The organism is Streptomyces sp. NPDC002076, from assembly GCF_053593835.1.
In genome coordinates this window covers 138,394-155,763 of sequence record NZ_JBSFDI010000013.1, presented here as the reverse complement: position 1 = coordinate 155,763, position 17,370 = coordinate 138,394, and the positions used below count along the sequence as shown (strand labels likewise).

Here is a 17,370-nt window from a genome sequence, read left to right as displayed (position 1 = left end):
GGTCAGGAAGTGCCAGTAGTCGGGGTGTCGGCCGGTCTCCAGCGAACCGATCGCCCGTTCCAGCCGCCCCACCGCGTCGTCCAGCGGCCGGGCATGCCACAGCGCACCCACGGCAGGCCCCCGCTCAGTGTCCCCCACGCTCCTCGCGGATCTGGGCCACTACCCGCGCCACCGTCTGCCGCACTGCATCTGTCTCGGTCAGGAAGTGCCAGTAGTCGGGGTGTCGGCCGGTCTCCAGCGAACCGATCGCCCGTTCCAGCCGCCCCACCGCGTCGTCCAGCGGCCGGGCATGCCGGGGATCGGGGGTCGTGCGGCCGGTCATGGCCAGCCGCTGGGCGTCCCGGATCGCGAACCGGGTCCGCTCGATCTCCGCCTGCGGATCCTTCTGCACCTCGTTCAGCCGCCGCAGCCGGTCACCCGCGGCCGACACGGCCTCGTCGGTGACGTTCAGCAGGGACCGTACCGTCGACAACAGTGACGTGGCGTCCGGCCAGCGCTGGGCGTCCCGCGCCGCCTGGGCCTCGCGGAGCTTGAGCTCGGCCTGCCGTACGTTCTCCGCGGCCTGCTCGGGCACGTGCTGCAGATCCTGCCAGCACGCGGCCGCGAACCGGCGGCGCAGCTCGCTCAGCACCGGGTCCACCTGTCCGGCCCTGGTGGTGAGCGCCTGGGCCCGGGTGCGCAGGCTGACCAGCCGGTGGTCGATCTCGGCGGCCTTCTCCGGCAGCCGCTCGGCCTCGGCCCGGATCGCCCCGGCCTCCCGCTGCACCCGCTCGGCCCGCTCCAGCGTCTGTGCCACGCCGTGCTGACCGGCGCCCTGGTTCAGCTTGGTCAGCTCGGGGGAGAGGGCCGCGAGCCGGCCGGCCAGGTCATCGGCCCGCAGCCCCCGCTCCCGTACGGCGTCCAGGGCGTTGCTCGCGCCGAGCAGCGCCTGCCGGGCCCGCTCCACGCCGGGCGCCACCCGGGCCAGCTGGGTCTCGGCCTTGCCGAGCAGCGGCCCCAGCGAGCTGCCGAAACGGTCCAGCTCCTGCCGGACCCGGAGCAGCTCGTCCTTGGCGGACGTCAGCTCCGCGCGCGCCCGCGAGGCCGCGGCGGCCTCCAGATCGTCCCGGTCCAGGTCATGCGCGTCGACGGCCTGGATGTAGCGCTGGCTGGCCTCGTCGATCCGCTGCCCGAGCGCCGCGAAGTCGGTGACGGCACGGCGGGCGGCGGGCGAGTCGTCCACGGCCGTGATGGTCTCGATGGAGATCCGCAGGTCGCGCTGGGCGGTGTCGAGTTCGTAGAACGCGGCCGCCGCGGCGTCCTTCGCGGCCTGCGCCTCCGCCCGCTGGCTCTCCGCCCGGCCGCCGAACCAGCGCCGGGTGCCGCCGCCGGCGAACGCGGCGGGCAGGGCGAGCGCGGCCAGGACCGGCAGGCTCAGCAGGGTGAGGGTGTCGCGCAGGGCCGTGGACCCGGACCGGGCCCGTACGGTCGACGGCGGGTACGACCGCGTCGCTGGCGTGCCCGGTGTCGCCGTCACATCCCTCTCCCGTGCTGTGGTCCGCCGTGGGTGGTGTCATTCTCCCACCCGTTGTAGACGAAACACATGGGCCGTTCAGTTCGCGTCCGGCGTCCTCACTTTCCCGTGCGGACCGTGACCTTTCCGTCCGTGGCGTGGGCCGACACCCGGTGCGGGCTGCGGTCGTCGCGGGGCACGGACACCGACACCGCGCCGTCGCCGGAACCGGCCGACACCCGGTAGGCGCCCCTGGGCACGGCGACCGTCACCGAGCCGTCGGTGCTGGAGGCGTCCACCAGGTCGGGCACACCGGACAGCAGGACCTGCACGGAGCCGTCGGTGGAGCCGGCCTTCACCCGGCGCGAGGAGACGTCCGCGCGGACCGAACCGTCGGTCGACCTCAGGTCGAGCGGCCCGCTGGAGTCGGTGACGCGTACGGAGCCGTCGGCGGTGTCGACACTGAGCGGATCCCGGAACCCGTGCGCCCGCACGCCGCCGTCCACGTCGTCGACCTTCACGCTGATCCCGCGCGGCACCTCGATCCGGTGCCGGGCCGAGCAGTCGGCGATGAGGCCCGAGCAGTGCATCCGCAGCACCAGCCGGTCGTCCTGGAAGGACCAGCGCAGCGTCGGACTGTGGCCGACGACGACGGATCCCCGGAACCACCGGGTCACCTCGACCGTGCCGGCCTTGGCGGAGTCGGTGGCGACGACCTCCAGCGCGGAGTTGTCGGAGTCGATCGTGAGGGTGCGGCCGCGCAGCGCGAAGGACCGGTGGTCCGGGTGCGTGTCGTCGGCGGCGGAGGCGCCGCAGGCACTGACCGTCGCCACCAGCACACCGGTGACGACGGCCAGGGCGGCGGCGCGGACAGGAACGGAACGGGTCATGCGGAACTCCCCCTGGGATTCGGTCTGCGAGGACCGTAAGGGAGCCGGGTCGGGCGGGGCGATGAGGACGGCTCCCGGACCGGGGGTGGGGATAACCCCCGCACACGGCCCGTTACGGGTTTGCCGTGCACCGGTTGCGGCAAGGTAGGCTGTCGACTCCTGGGCGCGCAGCCCAGGTGTCCGGGTGCGTAGCTCAGGGGTAGAGCGCCTGCCTTACAAGCAGGATGTCGGCGGTTCGAAACCGTCCGCGCCCACCGACGGAGCCCCCAGCCATACGGCTGGGGGCTCTTCTCATTCCTCTCCTCCTGACGGCTGCCGCCTGTGTGCGTGCTTCAGCCCGGTGCGGGCGTCCATGCGGTCCGCTGCCGCGACCTCGGCCCAGAAGCGGTGCGTGGTGACGAAAACCGCGAGTTCGTGCTCGCGGCGGCGCAGCTTCTCCACCTCGGCCTGCTCGTCCGCGGTCCAGCCCGGGGACGCGGGCCGCTCCACCTTCCGCCAGCCGGTGTCGTCGCTGAAGCCGTCCATCGGCTCGACCGACCACGGCAGGCGCTTGAGCAGGGCCGACAGCTCGGCCCGGACCTGATGCAGCTCCTCCTGACCGGCGAGGAGGTCACTGGGGAATTCATAGGTCGTAGCCACACCCCAATGCTACGCCTGTTCGATTTTGGGGGGCGAGTTCGGTTGTGAGGTTCACGCGAACGGGTGGGCCGGGCCCGCTGCCCCGCAGGTCGGCAGGCCCCGCCCGTGCCGCCAGGCTCAGTGGCTGCTGAACCATTGAGCCGACGCGGGCTGTTCAGTGGCCGGCGGCCCGCAGTTCGTCCACCAGGCGGGCCGTCACCGGCACCGGCACACCGTGCCGGTCCGCGGCGCGCAGCAGTGCCCCGCCGATGGCGTCGAGTTCGAGCGGGCGGCCCGCCTCGGCGTCGCGTTGCATGGACGACTTGGCGCCGGGCGGGAAGGCGTCGTACCGGGCCAGCGCCTGGGCCGGGTCGGCGGGGGCGCCGCAGGCACGGCTGACCGCGGCGGTCTCGGCGACCAGGGACTCCAGCTCCTCGCGGTGCCGGGTGCGGGCCTCGCCGAGGGGGAGGGCGTACCGCGTGGTGAGCAGGGCGAAGGGGGCGAGGAACGCCATCTTGGCCCACAGGGCCGCCGTCTCGTCCTCGACCACGCGGGCCGTCACACCGGCGGAGACGAGGGTGGCCGCGAGGTCGTCGAGACGGGGACGGGGTACGGCGTCCCCGGCCAGGTCGATCTCCGTGAACGGGCTGCCGTGTTCGATCACCCCCGGGGCGACCCGGGTGGACTCCACGCGGATCACCGCCGGGGCGACCCGCTCGGGGCCGTAGCGGGCGCGGAGCAGGCCGGGGTGTTCGACGCCGTTCAGGAGCGGTACGACGAGGGCGTCACCCAGAGCCTGCGGTGGCACCCGGGTGAGGGCGGCGTCCAGCGCGGTGTGCTTGACGGCGATCAGGCAGGCGGCCACCGGCTCGCGCAGTTCGGTGTCCGCCTCGACCGGGGCGGTGAACTCCCCGAACTGCGCGCTGCGGACCGTGATTCCGGTACGGCGCAGGGTGCCGGCCGTACGGTCCTGGGCCAGGCAGACGACGCGGTGGCCGGAGCGGGAGAGCAGGGCGGCGAGGAGTCCGCCGGTGCCGCCGGGGCCGAGGACGGCCACGGTGTGCTCACTGGTCATGAGGATGTTCCTCTCGTCGGTCGGCCCCGGGAGTCGGTGGCCGCCTTCGGCGCGATCCTCGCACCTTGGCGCGGGGTGCGTGAGACTGGGGGCATGTGCCGGAGTATCAAGACGCTGCGTCCGCCCGTGCTGCCCGAGGAGGCCACGGAGGAGGACATCCACGCCGCCGCGCTGCAGTACGTGCGGAAGATTTCGGGATTCCGGGCCCCCGCCGCGCACAACCGCGAGGTCTTCGACCGCGCCGTGGCCGCGGTGGCCGCAGCCACGGCGGAGCTGCTCGGGGGGCTGGAGGTGCGGGGGCAGGCGACACGAAGCGCGCCGTAGGGGCACCTCCCGCAATCCGGCATGACGGTCAACTCGGGCCGGTAGGAGAGGTGTTGTGGCCAGCAGGTCATGATGAACCGTGCCGTCCGCTGACCGGTGGCGGTTGGATACCCCCGCCCCCGTCGCCCGATGGCCGTACCGCCTGATGAACCATCAAGGCACCGTCCAGGCAAGGAGGTTCTCCTTCGGTGTGCCCGCGGAAGGCGGCGGAATCGGAGCGATGGCCGAATGTTGAACTTGCAAGCATTGATTAGGCAGCCCTAACCTGAGTCCCTCGTTCGGTACCGCCGCACTCCCCCCACGACCGGCCACTTGGACGTCCCTGGCCGGTCCGACCGCCACCGAAGAGGAGAACCCCCTCATGTCCGCACGCCTCAACTCCGCTCAGCCCTATGTCCTCGGGCTCTTCCGTATCGTCGTGGGCCTGCTGTTCGCCGTGCACGGCGCCGCGTCCCTCTTCGGCGTCCTCGGCGGCGCCGCCGGCACGCAGGGCGGCACGATCCCGACCGGCACCTGGCCCGGCTGGTACGCGGCCGTGATCCAGCTCGTCGCCGGCGGCCTGGTGCTCCTCGGCCTCGGCACCCGCGGGGCGGCGCTGATCGCCTCGGGCTCGATGGCGTACGCCTATTTCGACGTGCACCAGCAGGCCGCGCTGTGGCCCATCCAGAACGGCGGCGAGCCGTCGGTCCTGTTCTGCTGGGCCTTCTTCCTGCTGGTCTTCACCGGGTCCGGCGCCTTCGGGCTCGACCGGCTCGTCACCCGCCGCACCGCCGCGGACGGCCGGGCCGCCACCGAGCGCACCCCGATGGCCGCCTGACCCGGGACGGCGTCCTTCCCCGCCGCGAGAGGGAAGGGCGCCGCCCGGCCTCCGGCCGGCTACGACGTCCCGCCGAACGGCACGGTGACGCAGGCCACCCGACTGCCCTTGGTGCCGGGCTCCTTGTGGATCACCACCGAACCCGCCTGGCCCTTCCGGAAGGCCCAGGTGTGCTTGGCGGTGGCGTTGCCGATCCCGTTCGCGTCGGACTTGAAGTCCAGCCAGACCTCGTTGTCCTTGTTGACGTGGGCGGCGTCCATGCCGGTGTGGTTCTGGTAGTGCTTGCCGGCGGCGGCGGGGTCGGCGCCGCAGGCCTTCTGGTGGATGTGGACCCCGAAGAGGTGGTTGGGCTTCACGCCGGCCACCCGCAGCTCGACGGTCGTGGCACCGCTCGGCTGGGTGATCTGGCGGACCTGGATCAGGGCGCCCGCCGGGACGAGGTTCTGGTCGTACGCCACCGCGTTCGACTTGTTGCTCGCGGCCGGAGCGGAGAACACGCCGTAGGTCTCCAGTGAGGAGGTGTGGGCGGTGCCTGCGGTCCCGGACGCGAACAGGGCCGCGGCGAGGGTGCCCGCGTATATGGCTGCTGCCACCATGATGTGCACCTTTTTCTGCGCTCATGCGCCGTTTCGTTCGGATGTGTGCCTGACATTTCGGACAGTCCTCTATCCATTGCGACGGACACGGAGGGCCCTTGCCGCACAGCCTGCGCTGTTCGGGTGACAGAGCGTGTCGGAGGCCCCGGAAACCGCCTGAGTCCTTGTTCGCCCCCCTAGCCCCTTCTGTCACACCCCCGGCGTACGCTGTCTGGCTGTCAACGGGGGAGCAACGGGAGTCGTGGTGTTCGAGAATGTGGGGGCATTGGCCGCCGGACCGTGGATCTATGCCGCGGTCGTCATGTCCGTGCTGCTCGACGTGTTCGTGCCGGTGCTGCCGAGCGGCGTGCTCGTCATCACGGCGGGTACGGCAGCGGCGGCGGGCTCGGGCGCGGCGGCCGGCCGGGTCCCGCACGACGTGCCGGACCTCCTGGTCCTCATCCTTTCCGCGGCGACCGCCTCGGTCCTCGGCGATCTGGTGGCGTACCGGCTGGCCTGGCGGGGCGGCGCGCGGCTGGACCGCGCGATAGCCCGCTCCCGGCGGCTGACCACCGCGCAGGAACGTCTCGGCGACGCCCTGGCGCGGGGCGGCGGCGCGCTGGTCGTGCTCGCCCGCTTCGCCCCGGCGGGCCGCTCGGTCGTGTCCTTCTGCGCCGGCGCCGCCCACCGCCGAGCCCGCGACTTCGTCCCCTGGTCCGCCCTGGCCGGCCTCTCCTGGGCCGCCTACAGCGTGGCCCTCGGTTACTACGGCGCCCAGTGGCTCGGCGCGACCTGGCTGGCCACGGCCGTGTCCTTCGCGGCCCTCTTCGCCGCGGGCGCGGCGGCGGGCTACCTCATGCGCCGCCGCACCGCGTAGGCCACCGGCTGTTCGGCCCCCGGCGCGCTGCGGGTGCCGATCGTCGCAGCGCCTCTCAGGGGGCGGGGCTGCATTCGAGATGTGACTCCGTCGCGTGGGGCGCAACCGGCCATGACGGAGCCGCGGTTGCCGTACGGCTCAAGCCCTGCGGCGGAGGCGGGAACTCGGCATGCCGCACCGCGTAGGCTCAACCTTCGTATCCCTTACGATGGGGAGCGCAGAAGGGGAGTAGCTCTTCGCCGGACCGTCGACATACTGCTCAGCGAGCCTGAGCCGGCGCCCGGAGGCGGATCTTTCGAGTCTTTCGAGGACCGCCAGCGAGACCTTCGGCAAGCAGTGCACGTCCGTGTCCCCGCGACACGGACGCCGAGTGTGCTGCCCTGCCGAGGTGTCATCGCGTGACGCACCACACTCTCGGTGGGGCAGCCCCGACCGATTGAGGGACCTTGATCAGCATCACCGTGACGGCGCTCGTCTTCGGCGTCATCTTCCTCGCCGAACTGCCCGACAAGACCGCGCTCGCCGGTCTCGTCCTCGGCACCCGCTACCGCGCGAGCTACGTCTTCGCCGGTGTCGCCGCCGCCTTCCTGCTGCACGTCGTGCTGGCCGTCGCGGCCGGCAGCGTGCTGACCCTGCTGCCCCAGCGGATCGTGCACGCCCTCACCGGCGTCCTCTTCCTCGCCGGTGCCGCGGTGCTGCTGCTGAAGAAGGACGAGGACGAGGAGGAGATCAAGAAGCCCGCCGACCAGTCCTTCTGGAGGGTCGCGGGCACGGGCTTCATGCTGATCTTCGTCGCCGAGTTCGGCGATCTCACCCAGATCATGACCGCCAACCTCGCCGCCCGCTACAACGACCCGCTCTCCGTCGGGCTCGGCGCCGTGCTGGGCCTGTGGGCCGTCGCCGGACTCGGCATCGTCGGCGGAAAGGCCCTGATGAAGAAGGTTCCGCTGCGGCTGATCACGCAGATCGCGGCACTGCTGATGCTCGCCCTCGGCGTGTGGAGCCTGTACGAGGCGGTGGCGGGCTGAACCTCCGGCCATGAATCCCGGGCCATGAACCGCCGGTCGTGACCCCGGGCACTGAACCTTCGGCCATGACGCCCGGCCATGAATCGTCGGTCGTGCCCCCCGGCCATGAATCCCCGGTCGTGACCCCCGGGCCGTGAACGGCCGGTCGTGGCCCTGGGCTGTGAATCGTCGGTCGTGGCCCCGGCCGTGAATCGTCGGTCGTGACCCCAGGCCATGAACGGCCGATCGTGCCCCCGGCCCGTGAACGGCCGATCGTGACCCAGGCCATGAACCGCCGGCCCTTACCCCCGGCCGTGAACCGCCGGTCGTGACCCCCGGCAGAGCTGAACGGTCGGTGAACCCTTTCCGGACGTGGTGGCGGGACCGTCCACGGTTTTGTACCGTGGAGGAACAAAGTGGCTCCCGCCCGTTTCCCCTGACCGGCGGGCGGGGCCGCCTTGTCCCTCCCCTCGGGGTCTTTTTCGTTCCTGGAGCTGCCGATGACGGCCACCGCCACGCCCACCGTCCTCACCGCCCGTGCCCTCCTGCTCGACATGGACGGCACCCTCGTCAACTCGGACGCCGTCGTCGAGCGCATCTGGCGCCGCTGGGCCGAGCGGCACGGGCTGGACGGCGACGAGGTGATGAAGGTCGTCCACGGCCGGCAGGGGCACGCCTCCATGGGCGTACTGCTGCCCGACCGGCCCATGGAGCAGAACCTCGCCGACAACGCCCGCATGCTCGCCGAGGAGACCGCCGACACCGACGGCGTCGTCGAGATCCCCGGCGCGAGCGCCTTCCTCGCCTCCCTGCGCGGGCTTCCGCACGCCCTGGTGACCTCCGCCGACGTCCCGCTGTCCACCGCCCGCATGAAGGCGGCCGGGCTGCCGCTGCCGGAGGTCCGGGTCACCGCCGAGTCGGTGGGCGCGAGCAAGCCCGACCCCGAGGGGTTTCTGAAGGGCGCCGCCGAGCTGGGCGTGGATCCGGCGGGCTGTGTGGTCTTCGAGGACTCCGGCGCGGGGATCGCGGCGGGGCGCTCCGCGGGGATGACGGTGGTGGGGGTCGGGCCCCGCGCCGGTCTGCACGGACCTGATGTGGTCGTCCCGGATCTGACGCGGGTGCGGGTCGAGGCGACGGGCGACGGCACGATCCGGCTGCACGTCGGCTGACGCCTCGCGCCGCCCGCTCTCAGGGCTCGGACGTCTCCGCCTCCAGGCTCTTCCTGGTCGTCGGCCCGTACACCCCCAGGGCGTCGCCCCGGATGCCGCGAGCCAGCTGGTAGGTGCGTACGGCGTCCTCCACAGGCCGGGTGAAGACGCCGTTGACCTGGCCGACGTAGAGGTTCAACTGCCTTAGCCGGTCCTGGAGTTCGGTCACCTCGGGGCCATGGTCGCCGCGTTGCAGCACCGGAGCGAGGGCCGGGGTGGCCCGCGCGGTGGCGGAGGCGGTGGGGGAGGCCGGGCGGGTCGTGGTGGTGGACGGGCTCGGTGTCGGTGACGTGGTCCGTGTCACCGGCGGGCTCGGAAGGCTCGCCGAAGCGGCGGGCGGCGGCGCCGGCGAGCGGGGCGCGGCGGGGGAGGCGGATCGCGCCGTCGGGGACGCCGGGCCCGGTGTGCTCACCTCCGGGACGCTCGGCCTGACCTCCTGGGCCGCCCGGTCCCGGGACGGCGTGTGATACGAGAGCAGCCCGCCCGCGAACCCGGCCGCCATGACCGCCCCCGCGACGGACAGCAGGACGGTACGGCGAGCACTGCGCCGGCTCGGCCGCGCCGGGCCGTCGTCCGGCTGCCGCGCCGTCGCGGAATCGATCGCGGCGGAGTCGCGGGTCGCGGCACGGTCCCACGCCTCTTCGGGGCGCTGTATCCGCAGGTCGGCCGTGCTCGGCGGTGACTCCGCCGACGGCCGCGGGGGCAGCGTCGTCTCGACGGCCTCGACCTGCACATACGGCCGTATTCGCAGCGGATCGAAGTCCTCCGCCGCTGCCGCCTCGGCCGTCCGCGTCTCGCGCAGGGCCTCCGCCGCGCGCTCGGTGCAGTCGCAGGACGGGCTCAGGTCCGGGCCCCTCGGCGCTCCGCACTCCGGGCAGCTGTGACCCTCGGATGCACTCATGCGTTCGCCCCCTCCCCTCACGAACTACAGACCCTATGCGCAACTTCTTCGCATCCGTCGCCGGAAACGCGGGACTCAACAGGCCATAAAGGGTGACTCCGACCACGATGGAAGGTGCACTCGAGCCCCTGAGCCCCAGGAGGTCTCCATGGCCCTGGACGCGCACGCCACGCAGCAGGAGATCAAGGCCGCCGAGCACGTCTCCGGCAACGTGTTCGTCTCGATCGGTGCCTTGCTCCTCGGGCTGCTGCTCGCGGCGCTCGACCAGACGATCGTGTCGACCGCGCTGCCCACCATCGTCAGCGATCTCGGCGGCCTGGAGCACCTGTCCTGGGTGGTCACCGCCTATCTGCTGGCCTCGACCGCCGCGACCCCGTTGTGGGGCAAGCTCGGCGACCAGTACGGCCGGAAACGGCTGTTCCAGACGGCCATCGTGATCTTCCTCATCGGCTCGGCCTTGTGCGGCATGGCTCAGAACATGGGCGAGCTGATCGGGTTCCGGGCGCTGCAGGGTCTGGGCGGCGGCGGGCTGATGGTGCTGTCGATGGCGATCGTCGGCGACCTCGTGCCGCCCCGGGAACGCGGCCGCTACCAGGGGCTGTTCGGGGCAGTGTTCGGCGCGACCAGTGTGCTCGGACCGCTGCTCGGCGGGCTGCTCACCCAGCATCTGAGCTGGCGCTGGGTGTTCTACGTCAACCTGCCCGTCGGCGTGGTCGCGCTCGCCGTGATCGCCACCGCCCTGCACATCCCGCGCCGTACCGAGCACCATGTCATCGACTACCTCGGCACGTTGCTGATCGCCTCCGTCGCCACCTGCCTGGTCCTGGTCGCCTCCCTCGGCGGCACGACCTGGCCCTGGGCCTCGGCACAGATCATCGGGCTCGCCGTGCTGGGCGTCCTCCTCGCCGTGGCGTTCGTCGCCGCCGAGCGGCGAGCCGCCGAACCCGTCCTGCCGCTGAAGCTGTTCGGCATCCGCACCTTCAGCCTCGCCGCCGTCATCAGCTTCATCGTGGGTTTCGCCATGTTCGGCGCGATGACCTATCTGCCGACCTTCCTCCAGGTCGTGCACGGCATCTCGCCGACCCTGTCCGGCGTGTACATGCTGCCCATGGTCGTCGGCCTGCTGCTGTCCTCCACGATCTCCGGGCAGATCGTCAGCCGCACCGGCCGCTGGAAGGTGTTCCCCGTCACCGGCACCGCCGTCACCGCCATCGGCCTGCTCCTGCTGCACCGGCTCGACGAGCACAGCCCGACCGCCGGGATGAGCGCCTGCTTCTTCGTGTTCGGCCTCGGACTCGGCCTGGTCATGCAGGTCCTGGTGCTCATCGTGCAGAACGCGGTGTCGTACGAGGACCTGGGCGTCGCCACCTCCGGCGCGACCTTCTTCCGCTCCATCGGCGCCTCCTTCGGCGTGGCGATCTTCGGCACGGTGTTCGCCGGCCGCCTCGGCGACAAACTCGCCGCCGCCTTCCGGGGCGTGAGCCTGCCCCCGGGCGCGTCCGCGAACGCCCTCAAGTCCGACCCGCGCGGCATCGCCGCCCTGCCGCCCACCCTGCGCCCGGCGGCCCTGCACGCCTACGCGTCCGCCATCACCGACGTCTTCCTCTACGCCGCCCCCGTCGCCCTCCTCGGCTTCCTGCTGGCCTGGTTCCTGAAGGAGGACCGGCTGCGCGGCTCGGTCACCGCGCCGGACGCCTCCGAGACCATTCCGCCCAACCCGGTCGAGCGGTCCTCCTACGACGAGTGCTGCCGCGCCCTGTCCCTGCTCGGCACCCGCGAGGGCCGCCACGAGGTCTACCGGACGATCACCGAACGGGCCGGGTACGACCTGCTGCCCGCCACCAGCTGGATGCTGCTGCGCATCCGCAAGTACGGCTCGATCGAGCCGGGCGTCCTCGCCGAACGCAGCCCCGTCCCGCTGGAGGCCGTCCTCGCCGCCGGCCGCCAGGTCGAGGAACGGCACCTGGGCGAACGCCGTGGCCTCGACCTGTACCTGACGAATACCGGCCGCGAGGTCGCCGAACGGCTCGCCAAGGCCCGCGAGGAGTCCCTCGCGGAACTCCTCGGCGACTGGTGGAAACCCGGCCGGTCCACCGACCTGACCAAGCTCGTCAGGGAACTCACCGCAGAGATGTGCGGCACCGAGCGCGAACGACCGCACGACACCACCGGCGCCAGGGTCAGTTGAGCGCCAGCTCCTTGCGGAACCAGTGCTCGGCGTAGAGGTCGTCGTTGTGCGGGCCGGTCTCCGTGTAGCCGAGGCGGGTGTACAGGGCGCGGGCCTCGACCAGGTCGCTGCGGGTGTCGAGGATCAGCCGCCGGGCGCCGAGGGCGCGGGCGGCCTCCTCGGCGGCGGCCACCAGCAACGGGGCGCCGCCCCTGCCGCGCAGCCCCTCGTACACGAACACCCGGGTCAGTTCCGCCGTGTCCGGCTCCAGCAGCCGTACGCCCGCGCAGCCGGCCGGCTCACCGTCGTACCGCCCGACGAGCAACTGCCCGGTAGGTGGCGCGAGTTCGGCACCGGCCGCGGCCGCGATCTCCCGTTCCAGCTCGTCGGGGTCGGTCCGGCGGCCCTCGTGCAGCAGATACCAGCGGTCGCTGACCTCCGTGTAGTAGGCCCGCCACAGCGCGGCGGCGACCGGGGAGTCGTACGGTTCCGGAGTGATCGACCACGTCATGGCGGCCATTGTCGGCGGCCGTCACCGCGCCGCCCAGCGGTTTTCCGGAGACTGCCCGCCATGAACCGCACCGACCGCCTCTACGCCCTCGTCGAGGAGCTGCGCGCCGCCGCTCCCCGCCCCCGCAGCGCCCGCGCGCTCGCCCGGCGCTTCGAGGTCAGCGTCCGCACCATCGAGCGGGACCTGGCCGCGTTGCAGCAGTCCGGGGTGCCCATCCACGCCGAGCCGGGCCGCAGCGGCGGGTACGTGCTCGACAAGGAGCGGACACTGCCGCCGCTGACCATCACCCCGGCCGAGGCGACCGCCCTCGCCGTCGGGCTGCAAGCGCTCGCCGGGACGCCGTTCGCGGCGGACGCGCGCAGCGCGCTGCACAAGGTGCTCGCCGTGATGCCGGAGCGGGAGCGCAGGGCGGCGGCCGAGCTGACCGAGCGGATACGGCTGCTCGTCCCGGTCGCCCGCCTGGAGCGGCCCGCCGGTCCCGTGGTGCCCGGTGCGCTGCGGGAGGCGCTGACCGCGGGCCGGGTGCTGCGGCTGGAGTATGCCGACGCCGCCGGCCGGGTCACCGCGCGGGACGTGGAACCGCTCGGCTTCCTCGGCGGCGAGGAGCACTGGTATCTCGCGGCCTGGTGCCGGCTGCGGGACGCGCCGCGCGGCTTCCGGCTGGACCGGGTCCGCGCGGCGACCGCCCTGGACGAGCGGGCGCCGCACCGCGCCGTCGACCTCGCCGCGCTCGACACGCTCGGCTCCGACGTCGTACCGCTCGACGCGGCGACCGTGATGTGACGTCAATCACCGACAGGGGGCTGTCGCGGGCAGGGCGGAGGCTGAGGCCATGACAACGACTTCGCACACCAGTGACCGCATGCTGACCACCGCGACCGGTATCGCCCTCTTCGACCGCTGGACCGCACTGTGGAACGGCGACTTCAGTGACCCGGAAGCCTTCCTCGCGCCCGGCTTCCGCATCCGCTTCGGCAACGAGCCCGAGCGGGGCGCGGTCACCGACGAGGTGTACGGCCCCGACGGGATCGTCGGCTTGATCTCCGCCTTCCGCAGGGAGAAGCCCGGACTGCGCTTCACCGTTGACGGCACACCGGTGGTGGACGGCGAGTCGGGCCGGGCCGCCTGCTGCTGGTACGTGACCCTGCCTGACGGCACCCAGAAGAGCGGGATCGATCTGCTGGAGGTGGCGGACGGGCGTATCACCACGGTCCGTTCGGTGACCGGACTGCGCCGTTTCGCGGACTGACCACCGTTTGTGGCTCCCCTTCCGGGTCACCCGGAAGGGGAGCCGGTCAGCGGGGCCGGCCGATCGGAAGGCAACCATGTCCACAGGCATGATCGTGGTGATCGTGATCGTGGCGGCCGTGGTCATCGCCGCGGTCACCTCCCTGGTTCTGCGCGGCCGCGTGCGGTACGGCGGGCCCGGCCTGAAGCGGCGCTTCGGGCCCGAGTACGAGCGGACCGTCGCCCTGCACGGCGGGGACACCAAGGCCGCCGAACAGGAGCTGGCCGAGCGCGTCGAACGCCACGGCGACCTGCGGGAACGGCCGCTGGATCCGGCCGGGCGTGAGCACTACGCGGCCCGCTGGACGGCCGTACAGGAACACTTCGTCGCCTCGCCGCGGCAGGCGGTGGCCGAGGCCGACCAGCTGCTCGCGGACCTCGCGGCCGCGCGCGGCTACCCGAACGGCGGGCGTTACGAGGAGCAGCTCGCCGCGCTCTCCGTGCACCACGCCGACCACGTCGACGGCTATCGGCAGGTGCACCGGGTGGCCCGTGCCGGGGCGCGCCACGGGCTGACCGAGGCCGGCTCCGGGACCGAGGAGATGCGTACGGCGCTGGTCGACGCCCGCGCCCTCTTCGACGACCTGACCCACCCCTCCCGGGAAACCGGCCGCCACCGTGCGACCAGCCACGCGAAGAAGGACTGAGCATCATGCCGGACGACGAGCGCCCCACCGGCCGCTTCCGCCGACCGCCGGACGAGGACTGGACCCCGGAGGACATGCCTCTGGGCCAACACACTCCGACAGACCCCCTGCCAGAGGAACGGCTCCCCGGCGAACCACCGCCGACAGCGCCCCCTTCCCGCTTCCCCGGCTCGATCGGCCCCGGCAGAAACGGCCTGACAGCCGACGACCTCACCCCGGAAGACACACCCGTCCACCCAACCGAAACGGGCACCCCGGCCGAAGGCCGAATGCCAGACGCAGCCGGCATCGCCGGCGAGGGCCGTCGCCCGGCCGAGGGGTGGCTACCGGGCGAGGGCAGCATGCCGGGCGAGAGGGCGATGCCCGGCGAGGGCGGCACGTCGATCGAGCCCGGCACGCCGCACGAGAGCCGTATGCCAGGCGAGGGTCGGCGGCCGGCCGAGGGGCGGCTGTCGGGCGAGAGCGGCATGTCGAGTGAGAGCGAGAGGTCACGCGAGGGCGAGATGGCGCGCGGGAGCCGGATGCCGAGTGAGCCTGGAATGCCGGGCGAGCCCGGGATGCCACGCGAGGACCGGATGCCGGGCGAGAGCGGGATGTCCGGCGAGAGTGGCATGCCGAGCGGGCCCGGAATGTCGCACGAGAGCCGTATGCCACGCGAGGACAACATGCCACGCGAGGACCGGATGCCAAGCGAGAGCCGGATGCCCGGCGAGGTTGGTATGTCCTACGAGAGCCCCATGCCGGACGACGGGTTGGGCGTTCCGTCGCCCGGGGATGTGAGCGCGCGGGATGCGCATACCACCGAGTCCACCGAACCGGATGCATGGCCGACGGCACCGGCCGATGCCCGCGCACGCGGGTCCGCGCCGGCGCCCGGGGCCTCCTCCGTCGGTGAGACGGCACCCGCTCCCTCCGGCACCGGCGCACCGCTGCTGTCCCACGACGAGACGGACCGCTGGGAGCAGCGGATGCGGCGGCTGGCCGCGGGGTTCGTGGACGAGCCCCGGGGCGCGGTCGAGCAGGCCGATCACGTGCTGGAGGAGATCGCGGGGCGGTTCGAAGAGGCCGTGGAGCGGCGGCGGCGTACGCTGCGGCGGTCCTGGGAGGCCTCCGAGGACCGTGGACCGGGCTCGGACACCGACACCGAGCAGCTCAGGCTGGCGCTGCGCGACTACCAGGAACTGGCCGGGCGCCTGCTACACCTCTGACGGACCCCGTTCACGTGCGGCGGCAGCCCTGCGCTGCCGCCACTCGCGTACGACCTCCTCGACGTCGTACGGCTTCTTCCCCAGCGGGGGACCGGGCGGCGGCTTGAACATCATGTCCTTGATCTTGACGTTGACGTCCTCGATGATCTTCCGCGCGATCCGCTCGGACGGCGCCGCGTAGGCCGCCGCGAGCGCGTCCTCGGCCTCCTTGCGCAGGGCGAGGGCGGGCGGCAGCACGGACAGGCCCTCGCGCGCCATCTTCCGCTTGATCCACCACAGTTCGTCATAGGTGGAGTCGAGTTCGCCCGGCAGCGGCTCCCCCGTGCCCGGCAGCCGCTCGAACTCACCGCGCCCCTGCGCGTCGCGGATCTGCTTGTCGACCCAGGACTCGAACGGCACCCCGGGTGGCTTTCGCTCGGTCATGAGCCCATTGTGCCGGACGCCGCCTCGCCGGGCGTTTTATCATGCGGCGGGGATACGGCGATCCGGCCGCCGTACACCGCTGGTCGTACAGGGGGAAACGCGCGTGCTCGAACTCACCATGGCCACCGTCTCCGGCGCCGACGCGGGCGCCACGGCCGGCATGACGATGGCCGACGCGCCGAGCGAGCCGGGCGCCGTGCTCCGGGTCGGCCGGGACGCGTCCATGTGCCGGCTGGTCACCCCGGAGGACTGGCTGTTCGTCTCCCGGGTGCACCTGGAGTTCCAGTGCGGCCCCGACGGCGGCTGGCAACTCACCTGGCTGCGCGGCTCGCAGGCCGAGCCGTCGTCCGAAGTGCGGCTGGTGGTGGGGGAGTACGCGCAGCCCCTCGGCTACGGCGCGACCGTAGCGCTGCCGCACGGCGCGTCCGGCGAGATCGTCGTCCAGGACCGCACCGCACCGCGCAGCGTCAACGTCGGCTTCTACCACGAGGTCTGAGCCCGCCCGGGCGGCGGCTCAGTCCAGTACCCGGGCCAGCGCGAAGCCGTCGTACCCCTTGCTGCCGACCGTCTGGATCGCCGTGCCGCTCAGCCTCGGATGCGTGGCGATCAGCTCGATCGCGGCGCGCGTGCCCACGACGTCGGGCTCGGTGTTCCGCTCGTCGACGACCCGGCCGCCGCGCACCACGTTGTCCACGACGATCAGGCTGCCGGTACGGGTGAGCCGCAGCGCCCACTCCACGTAGTGCGCGTTGTTGGCCTTGTCGGCGTCGATGAACACCAGGTCGAACGGGGCCGGGTTCTCGTCGGCGAGCTTGGGCAGCGACTCCAGGGCCGGGCCCACCCGCACCTCCGCGATCCGGTCCAGGCCGGCCCGGGCGAGGTTCCGGGTGGCCACCTCGGCGTGCTTGGCGTTGTACTCCAGCGACACGAGCCTGCCGTCCTCGGGCAGGGCCCGGGCCAGCCAGATCGTGCTGTAACCGCCGAGTGTGCCGATCTCCAGGATGTGCCGCGCGCCCTGCACCTGGGCGAGCAGCTGGAGGAACTTGCCCTGCGCCGCCGTGACGGCGATCTGCGGCAGACCGGCTGCGTCGTTCTCCCGCAGGGCCGCCCGCAGCGCCTCGTCATCAGGGGCGAGCCGGCTGGTGAAGTAGTCGTCGACGTCGTCCCAGAGCTGGGAGTCGCTCATGCTCCTGCTGCCTTTCCCGAGTGCCTGCCCTTCCCACCGACATCGTCTCAGCCGAGGGGCGCCGACGGCGTGATCACCGACGGATTCCCGGCCACCGGGAGCGCCGTACGACGATCAGAGCACCGGCGGCCGCGACCGGCAGGAGCACCCGACCCGC

20 protein-coding genes and 1 tRNA gene are annotated in these 17,370 nt (G+C 72.6%); 12 read left to right on the top strand and 9 right to left on the bottom strand.

The window, feature by feature from the left end:
- Window positions 1-124: 124 nt before the first annotated feature.
- Together ACWCQS_RS26795 and ACWCQS_RS26790 are read right to left on the bottom strand one after the other, a co-directional pair.
- Window positions 125-1,516, bottom strand: coding sequence for a hypothetical protein (locus tag ACWCQS_RS26795; protein ID WP_451006809.1), 1,392 nt, complete (start codon window positions 1,514-1,516; stop codon window positions 125-127).
- Between the two features lie 95 nt (window positions 1,517-1,611).
- On the bottom strand, window positions 1,612-2,382 hold the full coding sequence (locus tag ACWCQS_RS26790) for a DUF4097 family beta strand repeat-containing protein (protein WP_451006808.1): 771 nt from the start codon (window positions 2,380-2,382) through the stop codon (window positions 1,612-1,614).
- Window positions 2,383-2,564: 182 nt separating this feature from the next.
- On the opposite strand from ACWCQS_RS26790, the gene ACWCQS_RS26785 reads away from it, so the two are divergent.
- Window positions 2,565-2,636: transfer RNA gene (locus tag ACWCQS_RS26785), tRNA-Val, on the top strand.
- 37 nt (window positions 2,637-2,673) lie between these two features.
- On the opposite strand, the gene ACWCQS_RS26780 is transcribed toward ACWCQS_RS26785, so the two are convergent.
- Together ACWCQS_RS26780 and ACWCQS_RS26775 are read right to left on the bottom strand one after the other, a co-directional pair.
- On the bottom strand, window positions 2,674-3,021 hold the full coding sequence (locus ACWCQS_RS26780; protein WP_451006807.1) for a hypothetical protein: 348 nt from the start codon (window positions 3,019-3,021) through the stop codon (window positions 2,674-2,676).
- A gap of 154 nt (window positions 3,022-3,175) precedes the next feature.
- Entirely contained in the window at window positions 3,176-4,075 is a 900-nt protein-coding gene (locus ACWCQS_RS26775; RefSeq protein ID WP_451006806.1) for a ketopantoate reductase family protein, read from the bottom strand.
- 93 nt (window positions 4,076-4,168) lie between these two features.
- On the opposite strand from ACWCQS_RS26775, the gene ACWCQS_RS26770 reads away from it, so the two are divergent.
- Together ACWCQS_RS26770 and ACWCQS_RS26765 are read left to right on the top strand one after the other, a co-directional pair.
- The gene (locus tag ACWCQS_RS26770) at window positions 4,169-4,399 is read left to right on the top strand and encodes a DUF2277 domain-containing protein (protein ID WP_451006805.1); all 231 of its coding nucleotides are present in this window, start codon (window positions 4,169-4,171) and stop codon (window positions 4,397-4,399) included.
- 361 nt (window positions 4,400-4,760) lie between these two features.
- Window positions 4,761-5,216 carry a DoxX family protein gene (locus ACWCQS_RS26765; protein WP_451006804.1) on the top strand — a complete coding sequence of 152 codons (456 nt, stop codon included), beginning with the start codon at window positions 4,761-4,763 and terminating at the stop codon, window positions 5,214-5,216.
- Window positions 5,217-5,275: 59 nt separating this feature from the next.
- On the opposite strand, the gene ACWCQS_RS26760 is transcribed toward ACWCQS_RS26765, so the two are convergent.
- Window positions 5,276-5,812: a superoxide dismutase family protein gene (locus ACWCQS_RS26760; RefSeq protein ID WP_451006803.1), complete on the bottom strand. Its 537-nt coding sequence runs from the start codon at window positions 5,810-5,812 to the stop codon at window positions 5,276-5,278.
- 301 nt (window positions 5,813-6,113) lie between these two features.
- On the opposite strand from ACWCQS_RS26760, the gene ACWCQS_RS26755 reads away from it, so the two are divergent.
- The 3 genes from ACWCQS_RS26755 to ACWCQS_RS26745 all read left to right on the top strand — a co-directional run bounded on the left by ACWCQS_RS26755 (window position 6,114) and on the right by ACWCQS_RS26745 (window position 8,844).
- Window positions 6,114-6,668 carry a DedA family protein gene (locus ACWCQS_RS26755; protein WP_451006919.1) on the top strand — a complete coding sequence of 185 codons (555 nt, stop codon included), beginning with the start codon at window positions 6,114-6,116 and terminating at the stop codon, window positions 6,666-6,668.
- Window positions 6,669-7,114: 446 nt separating this feature from the next.
- Window positions 7,115-7,696 carry a TMEM165/GDT1 family protein gene (locus ACWCQS_RS26750; RefSeq protein ID WP_451006802.1) on the top strand — a complete coding sequence of 194 codons (582 nt, stop codon included), beginning with the start codon at window positions 7,115-7,117 and terminating at the stop codon, window positions 7,694-7,696.
- Window positions 7,697-8,175: 479 nt separating this feature from the next.
- Window positions 8,176-8,844 carry an HAD family hydrolase gene (locus ACWCQS_RS26745; protein ID WP_451006801.1) on the top strand — a complete coding sequence of 223 codons (669 nt, stop codon included), beginning with the start codon at window positions 8,176-8,178 and terminating at the stop codon, window positions 8,842-8,844.
- Window positions 8,845-8,863: 19 nt separating this feature from the next.
- Here the strand turns inward: ACWCQS_RS26745 and ACWCQS_RS26740 are convergent, their stop codons facing one another.
- Entirely contained in the window at window positions 8,864-9,784 is a 921-nt protein-coding gene (locus ACWCQS_RS26740) for a peptidoglycan-binding domain-containing protein (RefSeq protein ID WP_451006800.1), read from the bottom strand.
- 148 nt (window positions 9,785-9,932) lie between these two features.
- Between ACWCQS_RS26740 and ACWCQS_RS26735 the strand changes: the two genes are divergently transcribed.
- Window positions 9,933-11,972, top strand: coding sequence for a DHA2 family efflux MFS transporter permease subunit (locus ACWCQS_RS26735; RefSeq protein ID WP_451006799.1), 2,040 nt, complete (start codon window positions 9,933-9,935; stop codon window positions 11,970-11,972).
- Here ACWCQS_RS26735 and ACWCQS_RS26730 read toward each other — a convergent pair.
- Entirely contained in the window at window positions 11,965-12,471 is a 507-nt protein-coding gene (locus tag ACWCQS_RS26730; protein WP_451006798.1) for a GNAT family N-acetyltransferase, read from the bottom strand. The two genes, ACWCQS_RS26735 and ACWCQS_RS26730, sit on opposite strands and share 8 nt — an antisense overlap.
- A 51-nt stretch (window positions 12,472-12,522) precedes the next feature.
- Here ACWCQS_RS26730 and ACWCQS_RS26725 point away from each other — a divergent pair, with 51 nt between their 5' ends.
- The 4 genes from ACWCQS_RS26725 (at window position 12,523) to ACWCQS_RS26710 (ending at window position 15,604) form a co-directional block, all read left to right on the top strand.
- Window positions 12,523-13,245: a helix-turn-helix transcriptional regulator gene (locus ACWCQS_RS26725; protein WP_451006797.1), complete on the top strand. Its 723-nt coding sequence runs from the start codon at window positions 12,523-12,525 to the stop codon at window positions 13,243-13,245.
- 49 nt (window positions 13,246-13,294) lie between these two features.
- Window positions 13,295-13,711, top strand: coding sequence for a nuclear transport factor 2 family protein (locus tag ACWCQS_RS26720; protein ID WP_451006796.1), 417 nt, complete (start codon window positions 13,295-13,297; stop codon window positions 13,709-13,711).
- A 76-nt stretch (window positions 13,712-13,787) separates the two neighbouring features.
- On the top strand, window positions 13,788-14,396 hold the full coding sequence (locus tag ACWCQS_RS26715) for a hypothetical protein (protein ID WP_451006795.1): 609 nt from the start codon (window positions 13,788-13,790) through the stop codon (window positions 14,394-14,396).
- A 269-nt stretch (window positions 14,397-14,665) separates the two neighbouring features.
- On the top strand, window positions 14,666-15,604 hold the full coding sequence (locus ACWCQS_RS26710; RefSeq protein ID WP_451006794.1) for a hypothetical protein: 939 nt from the start codon (window positions 14,666-14,668) through the stop codon (window positions 15,602-15,604).
- On the opposite strand, the gene ACWCQS_RS26705 is transcribed toward ACWCQS_RS26710, so the two are convergent.
- On the bottom strand, window positions 15,593-16,027 hold the full coding sequence (locus ACWCQS_RS26705) for a DnaJ family domain-containing protein (RefSeq protein WP_451006793.1): 435 nt from the start codon (window positions 16,025-16,027) through the stop codon (window positions 15,593-15,595). The two genes, ACWCQS_RS26710 and ACWCQS_RS26705, sit on opposite strands and share 12 nt — an antisense overlap.
- Before the next feature lie 103 nt (window positions 16,028-16,130).
- On the opposite strand from ACWCQS_RS26705, the gene ACWCQS_RS26700 reads away from it, so the two are divergent.
- On the top strand, window positions 16,131-16,523 hold the full coding sequence (locus ACWCQS_RS26700) for a hypothetical protein (RefSeq protein WP_451006792.1): 393 nt from the start codon (window positions 16,131-16,133) through the stop codon (window positions 16,521-16,523).
- An 18-nt stretch (window positions 16,524-16,541) separates the two neighbouring features.
- On the opposite strand, the gene ACWCQS_RS26695 is transcribed toward ACWCQS_RS26700, so the two are convergent.
- The gene (locus ACWCQS_RS26695; RefSeq protein WP_451006791.1) at window positions 16,542-17,213 is read right to left on the bottom strand and encodes an O-methyltransferase; all 672 of its coding nucleotides are present in this window, start codon (window positions 17,211-17,213) and stop codon (window positions 16,542-16,544) included.
- Window positions 17,214-17,370 lie beyond the last annotated feature (157 nt).